The organism is Streptomyces sp. NPDC003943, assembly GCF_053605265.1.
Map to the genome: position 1 here is coordinate 1 of NZ_JBSGIW010000013.1, position 20,751 is coordinate 20,751.

Annotated in this window: 21 protein-coding genes; 1 reads left to right on the plus strand and 20 read right to left on the minus strand. The window is 72.6% G+C overall.

Features of this window, described 5'->3' with window-relative positions; translation table 11 throughout:
* Nucleotides 1–116: 116 nt before the first annotated feature.
* From ACWEV0_RS08020 to ACWEV0_RS08100, 17 genes are all read right to left on the minus strand, one after another.
* Nucleotides 117–677 carry a TetR/AcrR family transcriptional regulator gene (locus ACWEV0_RS08020; protein WP_453147631.1) on the minus strand — a complete coding sequence of 187 codons (561 nt, stop codon included), beginning with the start codon at nt 675–677 and terminating at the stop codon, nt 117–119.
* Nucleotides 678–741: 64 nt separating this feature from the next.
* On the minus strand, nt 742–1,578 hold the full coding sequence (gene whiG, locus ACWEV0_RS08025; protein ID WP_453147490.1) for an RNA polymerase sigma factor WhiG: 837 nt from the start codon (nt 1,576–1,578) through the stop codon (nt 742–744).
* Between the two features lie 245 nt (nt 1,579–1,823).
* Nucleotides 1,824–3,053 (minus strand): DNA-processing protein DprA, encoded by a 1,230-nt coding sequence (gene dprA, locus ACWEV0_RS08030; protein ID WP_453147492.1) that lies wholly within the window; start codon nt 3,051–3,053, stop codon nt 1,824–1,826.
* Nucleotides 3,050–4,678, minus strand: coding sequence for a YifB family Mg chelatase-like AAA ATPase (locus ACWEV0_RS08035; RefSeq protein ID WP_453147494.1), 1,629 nt, complete (start codon nt 4,676–4,678; stop codon nt 3,050–3,052). Before ACWEV0_RS08035 ends, dprA begins: the two co-directional genes overlap by 4 nt.
* On the minus strand, nt 4,678–5,139 hold the full coding sequence (locus ACWEV0_RS08040; protein ID WP_453147496.1) for a YraN family protein: 462 nt from the start codon (nt 5,137–5,139) through the stop codon (nt 4,678–4,680). The genes ACWEV0_RS08035 and ACWEV0_RS08040 overlap by 1 nt, the downstream gene beginning before the upstream one ends.
* A 117-nt stretch (nt 5,140–5,256) precedes the next feature.
* Nucleotides 5,257–5,565 (minus strand): DUF2469 domain-containing protein, encoded by a 309-nt coding sequence (locus tag ACWEV0_RS08045; RefSeq protein WP_005311352.1) that lies wholly within the window; start codon nt 5,563–5,565, stop codon nt 5,257–5,259.
* Between the two features lie 56 nt (nt 5,566–5,621).
* Nucleotides 5,622–6,089 (minus strand): NUDIX hydrolase, encoded by a 468-nt coding sequence (locus ACWEV0_RS08050; protein WP_453147633.1) that lies wholly within the window; start codon nt 6,087–6,089, stop codon nt 5,622–5,624.
* 134 nt (nt 6,090–6,223) lie between these two features.
* The gene (gene lepB / locus ACWEV0_RS08055; RefSeq protein ID WP_453147497.1) at nt 6,224–7,003 is read right to left on the minus strand and encodes a signal peptidase I; all 780 of its coding nucleotides are present in this window, start codon (nt 7,001–7,003) and stop codon (nt 6,224–6,226) included.
* Between the two features lie 72 nt (nt 7,004–7,075).
* Nucleotides 7,076–8,047, minus strand: a complete 972-nt coding sequence (lepB, locus tag ACWEV0_RS08060) for a signal peptidase I (RefSeq protein WP_453147499.1) — start codon at nt 8,045–8,047, stop codon at nt 7,076–7,078.
* Complete coding sequence (gene lepB / locus ACWEV0_RS08065) at nt 7,962–9,023, minus strand: signal peptidase I (RefSeq protein ID WP_453147501.1); 1,062 nt, start codon at nt 9,021–9,023, stop codon at nt 7,962–7,964. The genes lepB (ACWEV0_RS08060) and lepB (ACWEV0_RS08065) overlap by 86 nt, the downstream gene beginning before the upstream one ends.
* Nucleotides 9,016–9,909, minus strand: coding sequence for a signal peptidase I (gene lepB, locus ACWEV0_RS08070; protein WP_453147503.1), 894 nt, complete (start codon nt 9,907–9,909; stop codon nt 9,016–9,018). Before lepB (ACWEV0_RS08070) ends, lepB (ACWEV0_RS08065) begins: the two co-directional genes overlap by 8 nt.
* Before the next feature lie 39 nt (nt 9,910–9,948).
* Nucleotides 9,949–10,299: a 50S ribosomal protein L19 gene (gene rplS / locus ACWEV0_RS08075; protein ID WP_362533729.1), complete on the minus strand. Its 351-nt coding sequence runs from the start codon at nt 10,297–10,299 to the stop codon at nt 9,949–9,951.
* 129 nt (nt 10,300–10,428) lie between these two features.
* The gene (trmD, locus tag ACWEV0_RS08080) at nt 10,429–11,250 is read right to left on the minus strand and encodes a tRNA (guanosine(37)-N1)-methyltransferase TrmD (protein WP_453147505.1); all 822 of its coding nucleotides are present in this window, start codon (nt 11,248–11,250) and stop codon (nt 10,429–10,431) included.
* Nucleotides 11,250–11,900, minus strand: a complete 651-nt coding sequence (rimM, locus tag ACWEV0_RS08085; protein ID WP_453147507.1) for a ribosome maturation factor RimM — start codon at nt 11,898–11,900, stop codon at nt 11,250–11,252. Before rimM ends, trmD begins: the two co-directional genes overlap by 1 nt.
* Before the next feature lie 77 nt (nt 11,901–11,977).
* Nucleotides 11,978–12,217: an RNA-binding protein gene (locus ACWEV0_RS08090; RefSeq protein ID WP_056566048.1), complete on the minus strand. Its 240-nt coding sequence runs from the start codon at nt 12,215–12,217 to the stop codon at nt 11,978–11,980.
* 2 nt (nt 12,218–12,219) lie between these two features.
* Nucleotides 12,220–12,657 (minus strand): 30S ribosomal protein S16, encoded by a 438-nt coding sequence (rpsP, locus tag ACWEV0_RS08095; protein WP_403791692.1) that lies wholly within the window; start codon nt 12,655–12,657, stop codon nt 12,220–12,222.
* A gap of 154 nt (nt 12,658–12,811) precedes the next feature.
* Complete coding sequence (locus ACWEV0_RS08100; protein ID WP_345485364.1) at nt 12,812–13,405, minus strand: hypothetical protein; 594 nt, start codon at nt 13,403–13,405, stop codon at nt 12,812–12,814.
* A 386-nt stretch (nt 13,406–13,791) separates the two neighbouring features.
* Between ACWEV0_RS08100 and ACWEV0_RS08105 the strand changes: the two genes are divergently transcribed.
* Complete coding sequence (locus tag ACWEV0_RS08105; protein WP_453147510.1) at nt 13,792–14,541, plus strand: methyltransferase domain-containing protein; 750 nt, start codon at nt 13,792–13,794, stop codon at nt 14,539–14,541.
* Nucleotides 14,542–14,608: 67 nt separating this feature from the next.
* Here the strand turns inward: ACWEV0_RS08105 and ftsH are convergent, their stop codons facing one another.
* The 3 genes from ftsH to ACWEV0_RS08120 form a co-directional block, all read right to left on the minus strand.
* Nucleotides 14,609–16,531: an ATP-dependent zinc metalloprotease FtsH gene (gene ftsH / locus ACWEV0_RS08110; RefSeq protein ID WP_453147512.1), complete on the minus strand. Its 1,923-nt coding sequence runs from the start codon at nt 16,529–16,531 to the stop codon at nt 14,609–14,611.
* A gap of 134 nt (nt 16,532–16,665) precedes the next feature.
* Nucleotides 16,666–18,219: a signal recognition particle protein gene (gene ffh, locus ACWEV0_RS08115; RefSeq protein ID WP_453147514.1), complete on the minus strand. Its 1,554-nt coding sequence runs from the start codon at nt 18,217–18,219 to the stop codon at nt 16,666–16,668.
* A gap of 78 nt (nt 18,220–18,297) precedes the next feature.
* Nucleotides 18,298–20,739: a [protein-PII] uridylyltransferase gene (locus tag ACWEV0_RS08120; RefSeq protein ID WP_453147516.1), complete on the minus strand. Its 2,442-nt coding sequence runs from the start codon at nt 20,737–20,739 to the stop codon at nt 18,298–18,300.
* Between the last annotated feature and the right edge of the window lie 12 nt (nt 20,740–20,751).

Consider the following 20,751-nt stretch of genomic DNA (forward strand, 5'->3'; position numbering starts at 1 on the left):
TCCAGGACCCCTTCGACCACTGCGGGATTGGACATGAGGCGACGGTAGCGAAGGGGTCGGACAGCGGGGGCGGGGGGTTGGGGGGCGGGGGGAGGGAGGGGGCCCTGGCGCTTCAGTCAGGCGCCGCGGATGCCGCCGAGGGCCATGGAGACCGCCGCGTCCGCGATCGTGGTGGGGTCTTCGGCGGCGCCCAGTTCGAGGCGGCGGACGGCGGCGTCGACGATGCCCTGGAGGAGCATGGCTTCCAGGCGGGGCTGGGGGCGGGCCAGGGCGGTGAGGGCGTCGACGATCATGGTGACGAGGGTGCCGTGGGCGGCGCGGATCTTCTCGCGGGCGCCGTCGTCGAGTTCGCTGGCGGAGATGGCGACGACGGCGCGGTGGCGGCGGTCGCCGACGAGTTCCAGCTGGGTGCGGACGTATGCCTCGACCTTGCCCGCGGCGGTGTCGGCGGCGGCCATGGCGGCTTCGACCTCGGCGGCCCAGACGGGGAAGTCGACGGCGCAGAGTTCTTCGACCACGGCGGCACGGGAGCGGAAGTACTCGTAGACCGAGGAGCGGGCGAGGCCCGTGCGCTCGGCGAGGGCGGGGAAGGTCAGCGCTTCCGTGCCGCCTTCGGACAGCAGGGAACGCGCGGCGTCCAGCAGGGCGCCGCGCTGCATGGTCCGGTGCTCGGCCACCGAGGCCGCTCGAATCCTTGGCACGGCTCCACTGTACGGCGGAGGGGCCGGTGCGGTCAGTGGGTCAGCGGCCCACGTCGGCGAGCTTGGCGCGCAGCTGGAGGACGGATTTGGTGTGGATCTGGCTGACGCGGCTCTCGGTGACGCCGAGGACGTGGCCGATCTCGGCGAGGGTGAGGCCCTCGTAGTAGTAGAGCGTGACGACGGTCTTCTCGCGTTCGGGGAGGGTGTTGATGGCCCGGGCGAGGAGCCGGCGCAGTTCGCGGTCCTCGGCGACCTCGACGGGGTTGTCGGCGGCGGTGTCCTCCAGGGTGTCCATGAGGGAGAGCCGGTCGCCGCCCTCGCCTCCGACGTGCAGCAGTTCTTCGAGGGCGACGACGTTGGCGAGGGACAACTGACTGAAGACGGAGTGGAGTTCTTCGAGGGTGACGCCCATCTCCGCGGCCACCTCGGTCTCGGAGGGGGTGCGGCGGAGTTGCGCTTCGAGGGTGGCGTAGGCGCGTTCGACGTTGCGGGCCTTCTGGCGGACGGAGCGGGGGATCCAGTCCAGGGCGCGGAGTTCGTCGATCATCGCGCCGCGGATGCGGGTGATCGCGTAGGTCTCGAACTTGATGGACCGCTCGACGTCGAACTTCTCGATGGCGTCGATGAGTCCGAAGACTCCGGAGGAGACGAAGTCGGCCTGCTCGACGTTGGAGGGCAGGCCGACGCTGACTCGTCCGGCGACGTATTTGACCAGCGGTGAGTAGTGCAGGATCAGCTGTTCCCGCAGTCGCTCGTCGCCGGTGTCCTTGTACGAGCGCCACAGCTCGTCGAGCGTGGTCGGTGCGGGTGGTCGCACGGCGCCCCGGGCTGCTGGGGGCACCACAGCGCGGTCAGACCCGGAGGTGTGCTGGGGCATACGTCGCCTTGAGCCGTTCTGCCGTCGGGTGCGGAGGGGTCGGTCCGGTTGTCGGGCGGGGGATCCTCGTGAGCGTAGCGTGAGTGGGCTGTCGCGGTGCGCGAACGCCTGTGGATCGCGCCGGTCCGGGTGGCCGCCCTCGCCCACATCTTCGAACGGGGGCCGTGGCGCGGGTCGGCCCCCCGGATGTGGCCGAGAGCACTCGGTTCCTCATCTGGTTCACCTTTTCACCCGAATGCTCCGGGTCAAGCACCGCCATGCCGGGCGTTCGAGGGTTTGGTGCGTCCGTTCGTCAACTGCCAGTCGTCCTGTCGGCGTTCGACGAACCCGAGGGAGTGGAGTTCGTACAGCTTGGCGAGGGTGTGGTCGGGGTGGGTGCCGGCGCGGGCGGCGATGTCGGCCAGCGGCGCGGAGCCGTGTCCGGGGAGGGCTTCGAGGACGCCGGCGGTGTCGGGGGCGAGGAGGTCGCGGGGCAGTACGGGGCCGCGGCGCGGTGGGGCGAGTTGGCCGATGTCGCCGACGAGTTCGATGATCTCGGCGGCGTCGGTGACGAGGGTGGCCTCGGCGCGCAGGAGTTCGTGGACGCCGGCGGAGAGTCCGCTGGTGACGGGGCCGGGGACGCCCATGGTGTGGCGGCCGAGGCGGGTGGCGGCGCGGGCGGTGACGAGGGAGCCGCTGCGGTGTTCGGCTTCGACGACGACGGTGCCGCGGGTGAGTGCGGCGATGACGCGGTTGCGGAGGACGAAGCGGCTGCGGGTGGGATGGCCGCCGGGTGGGAGTTCGCCGAGGACGAGGCCCTGTTCGGCGATGCGTGTGATGAGGCGGGCGTGGCCGCGGGGGTAGGGGACGTCGACTCCGCAGGCGAGGACGGCGACGGTGGCGCCGCCGTTGCCGAGGGCGCCTCGGTGGGCGGCGCCGTCGATGCCGTAGGCGGCTCCGGAGACGACGACCCAGCCTTGTTCGGCGAGGCCGGCGGCCAGGGCGGCGGCGGTGTGGGCGCCGTAGGGGGTGCAGGCGCGGGCGCCGACGACGGCGACGGAGCGCAGGGCCCAGGCGCGGAGGTCGGCGGGGCCGCGGGCCCAGAGGCCGATCGGGCGGGCGTCGCCGAGGTCGTCGAGTTGCCGGGGCCATTCGGTGTCTCCGGGGACGATGAAGCGGCCGCCGATTCGGGCGAGGTGGTCGAGGTCGCGTCGGGGTGCGGCGGTGGCGGCGCGGCGTCGCCAGCTCGCGAGGCGTTGTTCGCCGATGCCGGGGAACGCCTGGGCGTCGTGGGGTCCCGGTCCGGGAGCGGGGGCGTCGGGTTCCCACAGGCCGGGTTGGGCCGCCGCGCCGCCGTGGTGCAGGAGGCGGAGGAATCCGACGGCGCCGTGTCGTCGGAGGGCGTGGCCGGCGTGTTCGTCGCCGGGTTCGACGATGTGGCTGAGGGCGGCGCGGGCGAGGCGTTCGTCGTCGTGCCCGGGTTCGTGGCGGGTCATGTCCATTCTCCGGCGGCGACGGGGACGCCTCGGGCGATGCCGGTGCGCAGTTCGAGGGCGAGGGCGAGGTCGTCGGCTTGGGGGCGGTCGTGTCCGGCGAGGTCGGCGATGGTCCAGCCGACGCGGAGGACGCGGTCGAGGCCGCGGGCGGTGAGCAGGCCGCGTTCGATGTCGCGTTCGGCGGCGGCGAGGGCGCCGGGTGCGGCGTGGTAGCGGGTGCGGAGTTCGTGGCCGGGGATCTCGCTGTTGACGGTCCAGGGGGTGTCGGCGAGGCGGGCGGCGGCGCGGGCTCTGGCCTCGCGGACGCGGTCGGCGACGGTGCTGCTGGTTTCGCCGCGGCCGCCTTGGCCGAGGAGGTCGGAGCGGGTGACGGGTTCTACTTCGATGCGGAGGTCGACGCGGTCGAGGAGGGGTCCGGAGAGCCGGGCCTGGTAGCGGCGGATGACGGCGGCGGGGCATTCGCAGCCGGTGCCGAGGAGGGTGTGGCGGCCGCAGGGGCAGGGGTTGGCGGCGAGGGTGAGGAGGAAGCGGGCGGGAAGCCGGACGACGCCGGCGGCGCGGGCGATGACGACGTGTCCGGATTCGAGGGGTTGGCGCAGTGCGTCGAGGGATTTGGTAGAGAATTCGGGCGCTTCGTCCAGGAAGAGGACACCTCGGTGGGCGAGGGAGACGGCGCCGGGGCGGGGCAGTCCGTTGCCGCCGCCGACGAGGGACTGCATGGTCGCGGAGTGGTGGGGTGCGCAGTAGGGCGGGTGGTGCACGAGGGGTTCGCCTGGCGGGAGGATGCCGGCGACGGAGTGGACGGCGGTGACTTCGAGGGATTCCTGGCGGGTGAGGGGCGGGAGGATGCCGGGGAGCCGTTCGGCGAGCATGGTCTTTCCGGCGCCGGGCGGGCCGGTGAGCAGGAGGTGGTGGCTGCCGGCGGCGGCGATTTCGAGGGCGCGGCGGGCGGTGTGCTGTCCGGCGACGTCGGCGAGGTCGGGGCGGCCGTCGGTGGGTTCTCCGGCGGGTGCGGCGGCCAGGCCGGTGCCGACTCCGGCGCCGGGGACGAGGAGTCCGGCGAGCATGGGGTCGGGGCGGCCGTCTTCGTGGGGTGCTTCTTCGGGGACGGGTTCGTCGGCGAGGACGGCGATGAGCTGGCGGAGGGTGCGGACGCCGAGGACGGAGATGCCGGGGACGAGGGCTGCTTCGCCTGCGGTCTGTTCGGGGACGACGACCTGCTTGTATCCGGCGTCGGCGGCGGCGAGGACGGCGGGCAGGACGCCGCGGACGGGCCGGACGCGGCCGTCGAGGCCGAGTTCGCCGATGAGGACGAGGTCGGCGATGGTGCGGGGGTCGATGCGTTCGGCAGCGCCGAGGACGGCGGCGGCGACGGCGAGGTCGAATCCGGATCCGCCTTTGGGGACGGAGGCGGGGCTGAGGCCGACGGTGAGTTTCTTCTGGGGCCATTCGGCGCCGGAGTTGACGATGGCGGCGCGGACCCGGTCGCGGCTTTCGACGAGGCTCTTGTCGGGGAGGCCGACGAGGGTGAAGGCGGCGACGCCGGCTTCGAGGTCGGCCTGGACTTCGACGACGACGCCTTCGACGCCGACGAGGGCGACGGAGCAGGTGCGGGCGAATCCCATCACGCCACCCCCTGGGCGTGGGTGACGACGGGGGCGCCGCGGCGGGGCAGGACGATGCCGACGAGGTCGATGCGGACGCCTCCGGCGCCGGGCGGCAGCCCGGCCGGCCCGCCCCATGGTCCGCCGGGTGGGCTGTCCGGTGTGCTGCCGGGTACGCGTCCGGGCGCGGCGTCCGGTGGTCCGCCGGCCGGGCCGCCTTGGCGGTCGAGCCAGCAGGCGGCGAGGCGGCGCAGCCGCTCGGCCTTGCGTGGGGTGACGGCGGCCATGGGGTGCTCGAAGGCGCCCTCGCGGCGGGTCTTGACCTCGCAGATGACGAGGGTGTCGCCGTCGCGGGCGACGATGTCGATCTCTCCGGTGCGGCCGCAGCGCCAGTTCCTGGCGAGGACGTGCAGGCCGGTCGCGGTGAGGGTGCGGACGGCGAGCTCTTCCCCGTACCGCCCGAGTGCTCGTGTGGCGTTCATTCGGTACCACCTCCGGCACCGACTGTGACGCACCGTGACACCGCGTGTGCGGGCCTGTGGACAGACGGGCGGTTGTGGAGAACCGGGCCACCCTCACGGGTGGTTTCGCCGGGTGTGTCAGCTGCCGGGCAGCTCGAGGTCGCTCTTGTTGAGCTCCTCGATGTTCACGTCCTTGAAGGTGAGGACGCGGACCTGCTTGACGAAGCGGGCCGGCCGGTACATGTCCCAGACCCAGGCGTCGGCCATGGAGACCTCGAAGAACACCTCGCCCTGGACGGAGTGCACCTGCATCTCGTAGTCGTTGGTGAGGTAGAAGCGCCGCTCGGTCTCGATGACGTATTTGAACAGCCCGACGACGTCGCGGTACTCCCGGTAGAGCTTCAGCTCCATCTCGGTCTCGTACTTCTCGAGGTCCTCGGCGCTCATGGCATGTTCCCCTATCAGCCGTGCGTCCCCCCATTGTGCGCCAGTCGCCCTGGCCCCTAAACGATTTCGGGGGCGAGAACGAGAGGCGTGCTCGGGGGTCCTTCGTCGAGCAGCCGGTGCAGCAGCTCGGCGAGTCTGTTGGGGTACACCGTCTCACGGGCCGCCGACAGTTCGGCGGAGGTCCACCATCTGAGGCCGGCGACGCTGCGGGCCTCGAGTTCGGTGAGGGCCGCGGGGGCGGTGGCGGTCTGGGTGGTGCGGGCCAGGTAGTACCACTCGTCCTGGTCCCAGCGGCGCCCGTCGAAGGGGAAGGAGCAGTAGCGCTGCCAGACCACGGGTCCGAGTTCGACGTGGGTGATCCCGGTCTCCTCGACGAGTTCGCGCAGCGCGGCCTGTTCCCGGGTCTCGTCGCCCTCCAGGCCGCCGCCGGGCGTGAACCACCAGGTCTGGTCCGGGTCGTCGGGCTCGTAGCCGTGGATGAGCAGGATGCGGTCGGCGGGGTCGAGCAGGATCACCCGCGCCACCTTCCGGGCCTCCGGGGCCTCCGCGGCCTCCGGGGCCTCCGCGGCCTCCGGGGCCTCCGCGGCCTCCGCGGCCTCCGCGGCCTCCGGGCCAGCAGAAGCCTCCGCGTCCTGCCTCGCAGCCTCCGCGCCCTGTGTCACGCGCTCACCCGCTCCCTCGCCGTCGGTGCCGCCGCCGCGGCCTTCGGGCGCAGCAGCCGGGCCAGCGGCCCGTAGGCGGCGCCGGCCAGGATCAGTACACACCCTGCGGCGATCGCGTAGAAGAGGGGCATGACGGGGCCGGGCCGGGAGATGCCGCCGGGAAGGGCGGCGAAGCCGGTCGGCTGGGTGAGCAGGCCCTTGGCGGGCCAGACGACGGCGTCGACGCGGCCGATGACGGAGGAGCGCGGCACGGAGCCGTGGGCGGCTTCCTGGAGGTGGGCGCGGGAGTCCAGGGAGGTGTGCCGGTCGTCGCCGAGGAGGAAGAGGTTCCCGTCGGGCACGGTGGCGGAGAACCGCTCGCCGGGGACGGGCTTCCCGGCCGGCAGATACGGTTCCTCGACCGTCTTGCCGTTGATGGTGAGGCGGCCGTCGGTGCCACCGGCGACGGTGTCGCCGCCGACGGCCACGACCCGCTTGACCATGGTCACGTTGCCCCAGGCCGGGTCCTGGAAGACGACGACGTCGCCGCGCTTCACGTCGGCGCCGTCGACGCGCTGGGCGAGGACCTTGGAGCCGACGTCGAGGGTCGGGGTCATCGAGTCGGTCGGGACGGAGAACGGCTGGTAGAGCACCGCGCCGACGACGAAGCCGCCGAGGAAGAGCACACAGCCGACGGCCACGACCAGCCCCGACAGGACACTGCCGAGACGGCCGCGGCCGTCCTTCGTACGGGTGCTCGACGCGCTCGACGCGCTCGCGCTCGATGTGACGCTCATGGGCATGGCACCTCGGAAGTTCCGCCGGACCGTCCGTGCGACGGTCCGGGACGGCACCCTACCCGCGGGTCGCTACTCGGCGGTATGGCGTGCGGCGCGCTTCTTGCGGCGCCACAGCACGAGCGGGAGCGCTCCGGCGACGCCCATGGCGCCGGGTGCCACGGCCAGCGCCTGGTTGAGGCCGGGCTGGTCGAAGGTGTCCGGCACGGGCAGGGTGGACCAGCGGGTCACCGGCCAGGCGATGACGACGGCCCGGCCGACGACCTCGTCGTTGGAGACGGTGCCGCCGCCCGCGAGCTCCATGTGGAAGCGGGAGTCGAGCGAGTTCTGCCGGTTGTCGCCCATGACCCAGATCCGGCCCTTGGGGACCTTGACCGGGCCGAAGGCCGGGTCGCAGGGCACCGAGCCGGGCTTGAGGTAGGTCTCGTCGAGTTCCTTGCCGTTGACGACGACCTTGCCGCCCTCCTTGCACGAGACGGTGTCGCCGCCGATCGCGATGACCCGCTTGATCAGGTCCTTCTCCTCGGCGGACGGCATCAGGCCGATGAAGCTGAGGACCTTCTGCAGCACGTTCGGCTGCGGGGTCGGCTCGCCCTCGAGCCAGCCGCCCGGGTCGTGGAAGACGACGACCTCTCCGCGCTCGGGCTCGGAGCCGAACCACGGGGTGAGCTTGTCGACGAGGACCCGGTCGCCGCGCTGCAGGGTGTTCATCATCGAGTCCGAGGGGATCGAGAACGCCTGCACCAGGAAGGTCTTGATCAGCAGGGCGAGGACGAGCGCGATGCCGATGAGGAGCGGCAGCTCCTTCCAGAAGGAGCGCTGCTGCCGCGGGCGACGGCCGTCGCGGCCGCTCTCCTCGCCCGTCTCGCTGTCGTCGTCCCCGGCGCGCGCGTCGCGCGGAGCGTCGTCCCCGGTGTCCGCGTCGCGGGGCGCGTCGGGCTCCGGCCGGTCCGTGGAGTCACCGGTCATGGCCGCCGCCGGCGGGTGGGGCCGCTGGGGCCTCTCCTCGGGCTCGCCGTGTCCGGAACGTGCGCCGACGGCCACATCCCCCACATCCACTCCTCAGTCCGTGCGCTCGCCCGTCCCGGAACAGGGACAGGCCCACCACTCCCATAACGAGCAGAAGTTCCGCCGGGGTCGGGAGCGGGGGCATTCCGTTCAGATTCCGCTGGGACACACTATGCGACGGACCTGTGGCCGCCGACTGCGCCACGGCCTGCGGCACGGACGCGAACACCGAGCGTTCCTCCAGGCGCCGCCAGTGGCCGAACGGCCAGGCGATGACGACGGCGCGGCCCACGATCTGCTCCTCCGAGACGGTGCCGTGGTCCGGCTCGTCGAGGTGGTAGCGCGAGTCGGCGGAGTCCGACCGGTGGTCGCCCATGACGAAGATCCGCCCCTGGGGGACCTTCACCTCGAACGGGATCTTCGAGGGCGGGTTCCCCGGGTGCAGGTACGGCTCGTCCAGCGGTACGCCGTTGACGGTGATCCGGCCGTCCTCGCCGCAGCACTTCACCGTGTCCCCGCCGACCGCGATGACCCGCTTGATCAGGTCCCGTTCGTCGGCCGAGGGCATCAGGCCGATGAAGGTCAGGGCCTGCTTGAGCTGCTTGACGCCCACCGGGTCGTCGGCGGGCGGCGCGGTCTCCTGCTGGAGCCAGTTGCCGGGGTCCTGGAACACGACCACGTCGCCGCGCTCCGGCTTCGCGCCGAACCACGGCGTCAGCTTGTCGACCAGGACCCGGTCGTCGATCCGGATCGTCTGCTCCATGGAGCCGGACGGGATGACGAACGCCTGGACCAGGAAGGTCTTCAGGACGAGGGCGATGAGGACGGCGACGCCGACGAGGACCGGGATCTCGCGGACCGCGGAGCGCTGCCGGCGCCGCTTGACCTTGCGGGCGAGTTTGCGCCGCTCGGCCCGCCCCGGCAGCGGGGCGCGGGGCTCGTCGTCCGGCCCCGTGCCCGTACCGGTACCCGAACCGCCCCGGCCGGCGGGGGCCTTGCCGCGCCTACCCATGGCCGTGCCCGCTCCCCGGACCCGCGGGCCCGGCGCCGTGGCCGCTCGCCGTCCACTCCGGTACGGCGTCGAAGGCGTCCGTGTCGGCCACCGTGGTCCAGCGGCCGAACGGCCAGCCGATCCAGTCGGCGCGGCCGATGACCTTGTCGACGGGGACCATTCCGCCGCCCGGCTGGCCCAGGTGGTCGCGGGAGTCGGAGGACTGGCTGCGGTGGTCGCCCATCACCCACAGGGTGCCGTCGGGGACCACGATGTCGAAGGGCACGCGGGACGGCTGGTCGCCGAGCATCACGTACGTCTCCTTCACCGGCACGCCGTTGACGCTGATCCGGCCGTCCTTGTCGCAGCAGACGACCCGGTCGCCGCCGGTGCCGACGACCCGCTTCACGAAGTCGGTCTCGTCGGGCTCGGCGAGGCCGAGGGCCGCGGCGGCGGCGTGCAGGGCGCCGGTGACCGGGTTGCCCGCGGGCCGTTCCCCGACGAAGGAGCCGGTGCCGTCGAAGACGATCACGTCGCCGCGGCGCGGCTCGCTGCCGAAACGGTACGCCAGCTTGTTGACCAGGATGCGGTCGCCGACCTGGAGGGTGGGCTCCATCGAGCTGCTCGGCACCAGGAAGGGCTGCAGCACGAAGTGGCTGAAGAGCAGCAGGAACACCATGCAGGCGACCCCGATCAGGCCGGTGCGCCGCCAGGTGAGCGTGCGCTCCGGCGCCGCGTCCTCGTCGGCGTCGGCGTCGCCGGCCCCGACGCCCTCGGCCCCGGGTTCACCGGGCTCCGCGCCCGCGCTCTCCCCGTCCGCGTTCCCCCCGGAAACGCGCGCGGAGCGCGACCGCTCCTCCTCGCCGGAGGAGCGATCGCGCTCCGTGTGCTGTGCTTCGGTGTCCATCGGGGGCAGAGCTTATCCCGCCACCCTGTGGGACCGAGCTCAGTTGTCGCGCTTCTCCTTGATCTTGGCAGCCTTGCCGCGCAGCTCACGCAGGTAGTAGAGCTTGGCGCGACGGACGTCACCGCGGGAGACGAGCTCGATCTTCTCGAAGATCGGGCTGTGCACCGGGAAGGTGCGCTCGACGCCGACCGAGAACGAGACCTTGCGGACCGTGAAGGTCTCGGAGACGCCCGAGCCCTGACGGCGGATGACGACACCCTTGAACTGCTGGATACGGGAGCGGTTGCCCTCGATGACGCGAACGTGGACGTTCACGGTGTCGCCGGGGCGGAAGGCCGGGACGTCGGAGCGCAGCGAACCGGCGTTGACCTGGTCGAGCAGGGAGGCCATGGAGGTCTCTTTCCTCGCTGATGCCACAGGTCATCAGCGGTACGTACGAATAGATGGAGATCGTCGTGCGTCTGAGGCAGGCGTCCATCCCCCTGTGGCAGGGGCGCGCGCCGGACGTACGACAGCGGCCTATTCTTCCACGGCCTCGGGTCCGCGCCAAAATCGGCCGCCGGGCTCGGGGGCCCAGCCGAGCATCGAGAGGATCTCCCGGTCCTTCTTGTCGAAGGCCGCCGGGTCGGTGCGCTCGATCAGGTCGGGCCGGTTGGCGACGGTACGCCGCAGGGCCTCGTCCCGGCGCCAGCGCGCGATCTTGCCGTGGTGCCCGCTGAGCAGCACGTCCGGGATGTCGCGGCCGCGCCACACCGGGGGCTTGGTGTAGACGGGGCCCTCCAGGAGGTTGGCCATGGCGCCGGGGGCGAAGGAGTCGTCCTGGTGGGACTCGGCGTTGCCGAGGACGCCGGGCAGCAGCCGGGCGACGGCCTCGGTGATGACGAGGACGGCGGCCTCGCCGCCGGCGAGCACGTAGTCGCCGATGGACACCTCGTACACGGGCATCCGGGTGGCGTACTCGTCCATCACGCGCCGGTCGATGCCCTCGTAGCGGGCGGGCGTGAAGATCAGCCAGGGCCGCTCGGAGAGTTCGACGGCGAGCTCCTGGGTGAAGGGGCGGCCGCTGGGCGTGGGGACGACGAGGACCGGGCCGTGGGCGCCGGCCTCGAAGCCGTCGGCGAGGGTCTGGTCGAGGGCGTCGCCCCAGGGGTCGGTCTTCATGACCATGCCGGGGCCGCCGCCGTACGGGGTGTCGTCGACGGTGTTGTGCCGGTCGTAGGTCCAGTCGCGCAGGTGGTGCACGTGGACGTCGAGCTGTCCGCGGGCGCGGGCCTTGCCGACGAGCGAGACGTTCAGCGGTTCGAGGTACTCGGGGAAGATCGTGACGACGTCGAGGCGCATCAGACGGCGTCCTTGCCTGCGTCCCCGGAAGCCTCGCCCTCGGAAGCCCCGTCCTCCGAAGCCTCGCCTTCGGAAGCCCCGTCCTCGGGGACCTCGGTCTCCTCCGCCTCGGCGTCCCGCGCGGAGGCGACGACGGCCTGGCTGTCGTCGATCAGACCCGGCGGCGGGGCGATGACCGCGCGCTGGTTCTCCAGGTCGATCTCGGTGACGATCTCCGAGACGAAGGGGATCATGACCTCGGAGCCGTCGGGCCGCTCCACGATGAACAGGTCCTGGGACGGCAGGTGGGAGATCTCGGAGATCACGCCGATCTCGGTGCCGTCGGCGAGGACCACGTCGAGGTCGACCAGCTGGTGGTCGTAGTACTCGTCCTCCTCCTCGGGCAGCTCGTCGGGGTCGACGTCGGCGATGAGGAGGGTGTTGCGCAGGGCCTCGGCGCCGTTGCGGTCGCGGACGCCCTCGAAACGCAGCAGCAGCCGGCCGCTGTGCACCCGGCCGGTCTCGATGGTGAGGGGCCCGGCGGAGGCCGGGTCCGTGTGCAGGACGGCGCCGGGTCCGAGCCGCAGCTCGGGCTCGTCGGTCCGCACCTCGACGGTGACCTCGCCCTTGATCCCGTGGGCACGGCCGATCCGCGCGACTACCAACTGCACTGGTGAACTCTCCTGTCGTACGGCAACGGGCCGGGGCGGGCGCTCAGCCCTCCCCGGCCCGTGCCGGTGTCAAACTTTCAGCGGACCTGGTCCACGTCGACGAGGTCGACGCGGATGCCGCGGCCGCCGATGGCACCCACGACGGTCCGCAGCGCACGCGCGGTGCGGCCGTTACGGCCGATCACCTTGCCGAGGTCGTCGGGGTGCACCCGGACCTCGAGAACGCGGCCGCGACGCAGGTTGCGCGAGGCGACCTGCACGTCGTCGGGGTTTTCGACGATGCCCTTCACGAGGTGCTCGAGAGCCTCCTCGAGCATGATCAGGCCTCGGTCGACTCGGTGGACTCGGCCTCAGCCTCGTCCGCCTTGGCCTTCTTGGCCTTCGGGGTGATGGCCTCACCCTTGGCGTCGTCACCCTCGAGCGCCTTGGCGAACTCGTCGAAGGTGGCGCGCTTGGCTTCCTTGGTCGCCGGGGCGAGCAGCGGCTTCTCCGGGGCCGGGAGGCCCTTGTGCTTCTGCCAGTCACCGGTGAGCTTCAGGATGGCGAGAACCGGCTCGGTCGGCTGGGCGCCGACGGACAGCCAGTACTGCGCACGCTCGGAGTCGACCTCGATACGCGACGGGTTGTACGTCGGGTGGTAGATGCCGATCTCTTCGATCGCGCGACCGTCACGGCGGGTGCGGGCGTCGGCGACGACGATGCGGTAGTGCGGCTGGCGGATCTTGCCGAGACGCTTGAGCTTGATCTTGACTGCCACTGGAGTGGTGTCTCCTGAACTTGACGTGGTTGGGCACTTGAGATGCCACGTGGGGTTGCGGTACTCGGGTGCCCGATGGACGCGTCAGCCGGAGGAGAGAGGGGTCCTGTGCGACTGTCGAGTACAGCTAGCCATTGTGCCACACGCCGCGGGGTCAGCTTGCGGCGCCCACCGTCTCCGGGATCCGGAAGGGCTTGCCGCAGCCGCCGCAGACGATCGGCGCCTGGGCGAGCACGGACGGGACCACCCGCACGTTGCGCCCGCAGTCGCAGACGGCCTTGACCCGCACGCCGCCTCCGGAGGAGCCGTGCCGGGCGGCCGGTCCGCGGAAGGAGCGCTTGGTGTCGGCGGCGGTCGCGACCGTGTGGGCCTTGAGGGCGCGCTGCAGCCGCTCGATGGTGGGCCGGTAGCGGCGCCTGGCCTCCGCGTTCAGGGTGACCAGGGAGAAGCCGCTGCTGGCGTGCGGTTCCTCGGGATGGTCCAGGCCCAGCTCCTCGGCGATCGCCAGGAATCTGCGGTTGTGGTAGCGGCCGGCGCGGGAGGTGTCACGGACGCCTCGGGCGGCGGCGATGCCATGGACTGCCTCGTGGAGCAGTCGCTCGAAGGAGAGCTCGGCGCCGCAGGCGGACGAGGACTCTCCGATCAGGGACTCGGGCGCGGCAAGGTCCGGCAGCTCGGGGTGGTGCCGCTGAATGTCGGCCCACGCCTGCGCCAGTTCTGCGGCGAGGACAGGTGGTGTCGTGCTCACGTCGGGTACAACGACGCGGATCCCCTCCGGGTTCCATTCCGGGGCAACTCAAATATTTTGCACGTACCCGTCAGTCGGTGCGGAGGTATGGGGAGCCGGTACGTCTCGTACGTACGGCGCATACGCCCCGGCGCGCGGGATGGTCACGCACGTGGGTGACGGTGCGGAGGGACGGGCGTGGGAGGGACAGTACCGGTTCGTGAGCCCGCCGCGGGCCGTGGCCCCCTTCTCCGTACGGCCTTCGCGCGGAGGTTGGCCGGGGGCCGTACGAAGGTTGGCCGGGGTCCGTCGGCCGCGAGCACTGGACGGGGGCCGCGATGCGCAGTTCCCTGACTACGGGGGGCTGTCCAGGGGGTTGTCGTCAGGCACGGATTGGGGCGCTTTCCATGACACCTACGCTCGTCCCGCACCACCCCGCGCGCGACTGGGCCGAGATCCAGGAACGCATGCTCGTCCCGCTGTACGAGGCGGTGTACGACCGGCTCGGCGTGGGCGCCGGGTCGCGGGTGCTCGGCCTCGGCTGCGGCTCAGGCCTCGCCCTGCTCATGGCGGCGGCGCGGGGGGCGCGGGTGGTCGGCGTCGACCGGGACCGCGCGCGCCTGGCGCTGGCCGGGGAGCGGCTGCCCGACACGCCGCTGGGCGCGGACCCGGCGGGCACGGCGGGGGTGCGGGAGGGCGGTCCGTACGACGTCATCACCGCGTTCCACGGGGCGGCGGGACTGGCCGACGTCACCCGTCTGGCCGAACCCGGCGCTGCTGTCGTGGTGGCCGGCTGGGGGCCGCCCGAGCGCTGCGCGACGGCGTCGGTGCGGCGGGTCGCGGCGCGGCTCGCGGGCTGGCACGCGGCGGAGCGCGACGGACTGCGTGACCGCCTGGCGGAGGCCGTCGCCGGGGCGGGGCTGCGGCCGTCCGGTTCGGGCCGGGTGGCGTGCCCGTTCGGCTACGCGGACCGGGACAGCGCGGTGCGCGGGCTGCTCTCGACGGGCGAGTTCGACGCGGCGGTCCGGGCGACCGACCCGGACCAGGTGGAGAAGGAGCTCCTGGAGGCCCTGGAGCCGTACGCGCGCCCGGACGGCACGGTGTGGATGCCGAACGTGTTCCGGTACGTGGTGGCGCGGGTGCCGCTGGAGCCGTGAACCGGGTTCGGAACGGCCGCGAGTACGTCAGCTCTCCGCGGGTCTCCGTAGCCTCCGCGGTTCTCCGTCAGCTCTCCTTGTCGAGCCGCGGGATGCCCGCCACCCGGTAGGCCTCCACCTCCTCCAGGGTCTCGTTCTCCAGGAGGGCGCCGGCGAGGGCGTCGAGCTTGTCGCGGTGCTCGCGCAGCTGCCGCAGCGCGCTCTCGTAGCACTCGTCGACGATCCGGCGCATCTCCTCGTCGACGCGGTCGAGGGTGGCGGGCGCGGCGGAGAGTCCGTACGCCTGCTGGGCGTCGCCGGGGATGGCGGTGAGGCGGCCGACGCGTTCGCTCATGCCCCAGCGGCCGGCCATGCCGCGGGCGATGTTGGTGACCTGTTCCAGGTCGCTCTCGGCGCCGGTGGTGATGACGCCGAAGACGACCTGCTCGGCCGCCATGCCGCCGAGGGCGCCGATGATCCGGCCGCGCAGATACTCCTCCGTAAAAGCATATTTATCGGACTCGGGTGTGGACAACGTGACGCCGAGGGCGCGGCCGCGCGGCACGATGGTGATCTTGCGGACGGGGTCGGCGCCGGGCTGGAGCATGCCGAGCAGGGCGTGGCCGCTCTCGTGGTAGGCGGTGCGGCGGCGTTCCTCGGCGGGCATGACGAGGGGGCGTTCGGCGCCGAGCTGGACCTTCTCCAGGGCGTCGGAGAGGTCGGACTGGGTGACGGCCTCCTGCTGGCGTTTGACGGCGAGGAGGGCGGCCTCGTTGGCGAGGTTGGCGAGTTCGGCGCCGGTCATGCCGGGGGTGGTCTTGGCGACGTGCTGGAGGTCGACGTCGCGGGCGAGCGGGATCTCCCGGGTGTGGATCCTGAGGATGGCCTCGCGGCCGCCGCGGTCGGGCGGGTTGACGTGGACGATCCGGTCGAAACGGCCGGGCCGGGTGAGGGCGGGGTCGAGGACGTCGGCGCGGTTGGTGGCGGCGAGCACGATGACGCCCTCGGAGCCGGTGAAGCCGTCCATCTCGGTGAGGATCTGGTTGAGGGTCTGTTCGCGTTCGTCGTGGCCGCCCATGCCGGCGCCGCCGCCGCGGGCCCGGCCGATGGTGTCGATCTCGTCGATGAAGATGATCGCGGGGGCGACCTTGCGGGCCTCGGCGAACAGTTCGCGGACCCGGGAGGCGCCGACGCCGACGATCATCTCGATGAACTCGGAGGCGGAGGCGGAGAAGAAGGGCACGCCCGCCTCCCCCGCCACCGCGCGGGCGAGCAGCGTCTTGCCGGTGCCGGGCGGGCCGGCGAGCAGCACGCCGCGGGGCATCTTGGCGCCCATCGCGCGGTAGGCGCCGGGGTTCTTCAGGAAGTCGACGACGTCGTTGAGCTCGCCCTCGACCTCGTCGATGCCGGCGACGTCGGCGAAGGTGGTGCGCCTGCCGCCCTCCGCCAGTTCGACGGGCTTGGGCGGGGCCTTGCGGCCGAGCATGCCGCCGGCACCGCCCATGCCGGCGCTCATCCGGCGGGCGATGAACACCCACAGGAGGACGAGCAGCAGCATCGGGGCGAGGGAGATCAGCAGGTTGGCGAGGAAGCTGCGTTCCTGGACGACGGGTTCGGCGGTGACGACGACGTTGTTCTTGGTGAGCTGGGTCCACAGCTGGTCGTCGGCGAAGGCCGGCCGCTGGGTCTTGAACTTGGTGTAGTCGCCGTCGCCGTTCGGGACGGGCTGTTTGTTCTTGAGCTGGCCCTGGATGGCATCGCCCTTGGAGTAGATCTTGGTGACGTTGCCGGCGGCGACCTGCTTGTCGAACTCGGTGTACGCGATGGTCGCCTCGTCGCCCTTGTTGAAGAAGGACAGGAAGAGGTTGGCGATCAGGTAGACGACGAGCGCCATGAGGATGAGCCCGCCCCAGCCCCCGGGCATCTTCTTCCTGGGCTGCGGGGGCGGCGGGGCCCCTTCCGAGCGCCAGGGCTGGTCGGTCCGCTCGCGCGGGGGCACGGAGTTGGCCACGGGCTCTCCTCGGGGTGGCAGTGGCCCCAGTATCGAAGAGCGGGACGATCACGGCATTACGGGCGGGCCGACCTGATGAAAAGGGGCCCGCGGCGGTTTCGTACCGCCGCGGGCCCCCGAGGAGATGCCGGGACTCAGCCCATGAACTTCTTGAACTCGTCCGGGAGCTCGAACTCGCCCGGGCCCTGGTCAGCCGCCGGCAGTCCGAACGCGCCGCCGGCCTGCGCCTGCTCGCGGCGCTCGGCCGCGGCCTGCTCCTCGGCCTTCCGCTTCATCGGGTTGCCGCTCTTGCGCTTGCCCTTGGCCTGCTTGACCTGCTTCTTCTGCCGGCCGGGGCCGCCGCCCATGCCCGGGATCCCCGGCATGCCCGGCATGCCGCCGCCCTGCGCCATGCGCGACATCATCTTGCGCGCCTCGAAGAACCGCTCGACCAGGCCCTTGACGGCGCTGACCTCGACACCGGAACCCTTGGCGATACGGGCGCGGCGCGAGCCGTTGATGATCGTCGGGTCCTGGCGCTCGGCCGGGGTCATCGACTTGATGATGGCGCCGACGCGGTCGACCTCGCGCTCGTCGATGTTGTTGATCTGCTCCTTCATCTGCGCCATGCCGGGCAGCATGCCGAGGAGCTTGGAGATGGAGCCCATCCGACGGACCTGCTCCATCTGGGCCAGGAAGTCGTCGAGGGTGAAGTCCTGGCCCTTCTTGGAGGCCAGCTTGGAGGCGACCTTGGCGGCCTCCTCCTGGCTGAAGGTCTGCTCGGCCTTCTCGATGAGGGACAGGATGTCGCCCATGCCGAGGATGCGGGACGCCATGCGGTCCGGGTGGAACGCGTCGAAGTCGTCCAGCTTCTCGCCGTTGGAGGCGAACATGATCTGCTTGCCGGTGACGTGCGCGATGGAGAGCGCGGCACCACCGCGGGCGTCGCCGTCGAGCTTGGAGAGGACGACGCCGTCGAAGCCGACGCCGTCGCGGAACGCCTCGGCGGTGTTGACCGCGTCCTGACCGATCATGGCGTCGACGACGAAGAGGACCTCGTCGGGGCTGACGGCGTCGCGGATGTCCGCGGCCTGCTGCATCAGCTCCTGGTCGATGCCGAGGCGGCCGGCGGTGTCGACGATGACGACGTCGAAGAGCTTGGTGCGCGCGTACTCGATCGAGTCCTTGGCGACCTGGACCGGGTCACCGACGCCGTTGCCCGGCTGCGGCCCGTAGAAGCCGACGCCGGCGCGGTCGGCGACGACCGAGAGCTGGGTGACGGCGTTGGGGCGCTGGAGGTCGCAGGCGACGAGCAGCGGGGTGTGGCCCTGGGCCTTGAGCCAGACGCCGAGCTTTCCGGCGAGGGTGGTCTTACCGGCACCCTGGAGACCGGCGAGCATGATCACGGTCGGCGCGGTCTTGGCGAACCGCAGGCGGCGGGTCTCGCCGCCCAGGATGCTCACCAGCTCGTCGTTGACGATCTTGATGACCTGCTGCGAGGGGTTCAGCGCCTTGGAGACCTCGGCGCCGAGGGCCCGCTCCTTGACGTTCTTGATGAACGCGCGGACGACCGGCAGGGCGACGTCGGCCTCGAGGAGGGCGATACGGATTTCCCGAGCCGCGGTATCGATGTCCTGCTCGGAGAGGCGACCTTTACCCCGGAGGGACTTGAAAGTCGCGCTGAGGCGGTCGGAAAGCGTATCGAACACGGTGGTCGCGATTCCTCGGGTCGGGGTGGGCAGTCACCCAAGGGTATCCGGCCCGTACGGGACGGGGGCGGCGCCCGGTCACCGCAACGCCTCCTCCAGCGTCTTCGCCAGCCCCGCCGCCTCCTCCGAGCCCAGCAGCGAGCCGTCCGGCCGCGTCACGTACAGCGTGTCGACCGCGTTCGCGCCCAGCGTCGAGACGTGGGCGCTGCGCACCCGGACCTCGGCGCCCTCCAGGGCGCGGCCGATGCGGTGCAGCAGGCCGGGGGCGTCCTGGGCGCGGACCTCGAGGACGGTGGCGAGGCGGGATTCGGCGGCGGCGACGGTGACGCGGGGCGGCGGGGCGGCCACGCCGCGGCGGCGCGGGTAGGCGGCGTCGCGTTCGGCGAGGCGGGCGGGGATGTCGAGGGAGCCGTCGAGGGCGCGGACGAGGTCGGCGCGCAGCCGGTGGGCCTCGGGGAGCGAGCCGTACTCGGCGGCGACCCGCCAGTCCAGGACGAGCACCGGCCCGTCGCCGAGTTCATCGGGCAGGGAGACGGCGCGCAGGTCGGCGGCGCGGACGGTGAGCCGGTGCAGGGCGAGGACGCCGGCGACGGCGGGCAGCACGCCGGGGCGTTCGGGGAGGGCGACGAGGAGTTCGACGCCGACGGGTTCGGGCTCCTCGGCCTCCGCCACCGGCTCGTGGGCGTGCAGGGTCAGGACGGGTTCCCCGGTCCGCAGCGCCTCGATGGCGAGCCGTTCCTGTTCGGCGCTGGGCGCGGCGGCCTCGGGGTCGGGCGGTTCCTCCCCCGCGAGCACGCCGGAGACGCGTTTGACGAGGTCGGCGACGAGGGAGGCGCGCCAGGTGGACCAGGCGGCGGGTCCGGTGGCGAGGGCGTCGGCCTCGGTGAGGGCGTGCAGGAGTTCCAGGGCGTTCTGGGTGCCGACGGCGGCGGCGACGGTCTGGACGGTGGCGGGGTCGTCGAGGTCGCGGCGGGTGGCGGTCTCGACGAGGAGCAGGTGGTGGCGGACGACGGTGGCGAGGACGGCGACGTCGGCGCGGTCGAAGCCGATGCGGGTGGCGAGGTCGCGGGTGATGGTCTCGCCGACGACGGAGTGGTCGCCGGGCCAGCCCTTGCCGATGTCGTGGAGGAGGGCGGCGACGAGGAGGAGGTCGGGGCGGTGGACGCGGCGGGTGAGGGAGGCGGCGCGGACAGCGGTCTCGACGAGGTGCCGGTCGACGGTCCAGGTGTGGACGGGGTTGCGCTGGGGGCGGCAGCGGACGCGTTCCCAGTCGGGCAGGAGGCGGCTGATGATCCCTTCGGCCTCCAGCGCCTCCCAGACGGGGACGGTGGTCTCGCCGGCGCCGAGGAGGGTGACGAGGTCCTCGCGGGCCTCGGCGGGCCAGGGCACGGGCAGCGGGCCCGCGGTGGCGGCGAGGCGGCGTACGGCGTGCGGGGAGAGCGGGAGTCCGGCCTGGGCGGCGGCCGCGGCGGCGCGCAGCGGCAGGACGGGGTCGCGTTCGGGTCGGGCGGTGAGGGCGAGGACGGCCTCGCCGGCCATCTCGACGACGCCTTCGGCGAGCGGGGTGCGCTCGACGGGCGGCTTTCCTCCCCGTCCCAGAAGGGTGCGCAGCCGGGGCGGCCGGGCGGCGCGCGCCTTGAGGACCCTGCCGACCTCGCGCCAGGTGACGTCGGAGGCGTACGAGATGGTGCGCGCGGCCTCGTACACCTCGCGCAGCAGGGTGTCGGCGTCGAGCAGGCCGAGTGCGTCGGCGACGGCGTCCTGGTCCTGGAGCGCGAGCCGGTCGGTGGCGCGGCCGGTGGCGAGGTGGAGGGCGTCGCGGGCGTCGAGGAGGCGGCGGCGGGCGTCGTCGAGTCCTTCGCGGGGTGCGTCGGCCAGCCAGGAGGCGGCGACGGCGCGCAGGGCCTGGGCGTCGCGGAGTCCGCCGCGGGCCTCCTTGAGGTCGGGTTCGAGGAGGTACTGGAGTTCGCCGGAGCGTTCGGCGCGGTCGCGGCAGAGCTCGGCGAGTTCGGGAAGGCGGCGGGCGGCCTGGTTGCGCCAGTCGGCGAGGACGGTGCTGCGCAGGGCGGTGGCGAGGGCGGTGTCGCCGGCGACGGCGCGGGCGTCGAGGAGGCCGAGCTGCACCTTGAGGTCCTCGCCGGCGGTCGTGCGGGCCTCGCCGGTGGTGCGGACGGAGTGGTCGAGGGCGAGGCCGAGGTCCCAGACGGGGTACCAGATGCGGTCGGCGAGGGCGGCGACGGCGCGGGGGTCGGCGCTGCCGTCGTGGAGGAGCAGCAGGTCGAGGTCGCTGCGCGGGGAGAGTTCGGCGCGCCCGTAGCCGCCGACGGCGACGAGGGCGGTGCCGGGCGGGGGTGCGGCGGCGGCGAAGAGTCCGGCGAGCCAGTCGTCGGTGAGGCGGGCGAGGGCGGCACGGCGCGGCGGCCCGGGCCGCGCCTCCTGGTCGAGGAGGCGCAGCCGGGCCGCCGCGTAGCCGCTGGGTCCGATGTCTTCGGTGTCGTCACGCACGTCGATGTTGGTCACCAGCGGCTCCTC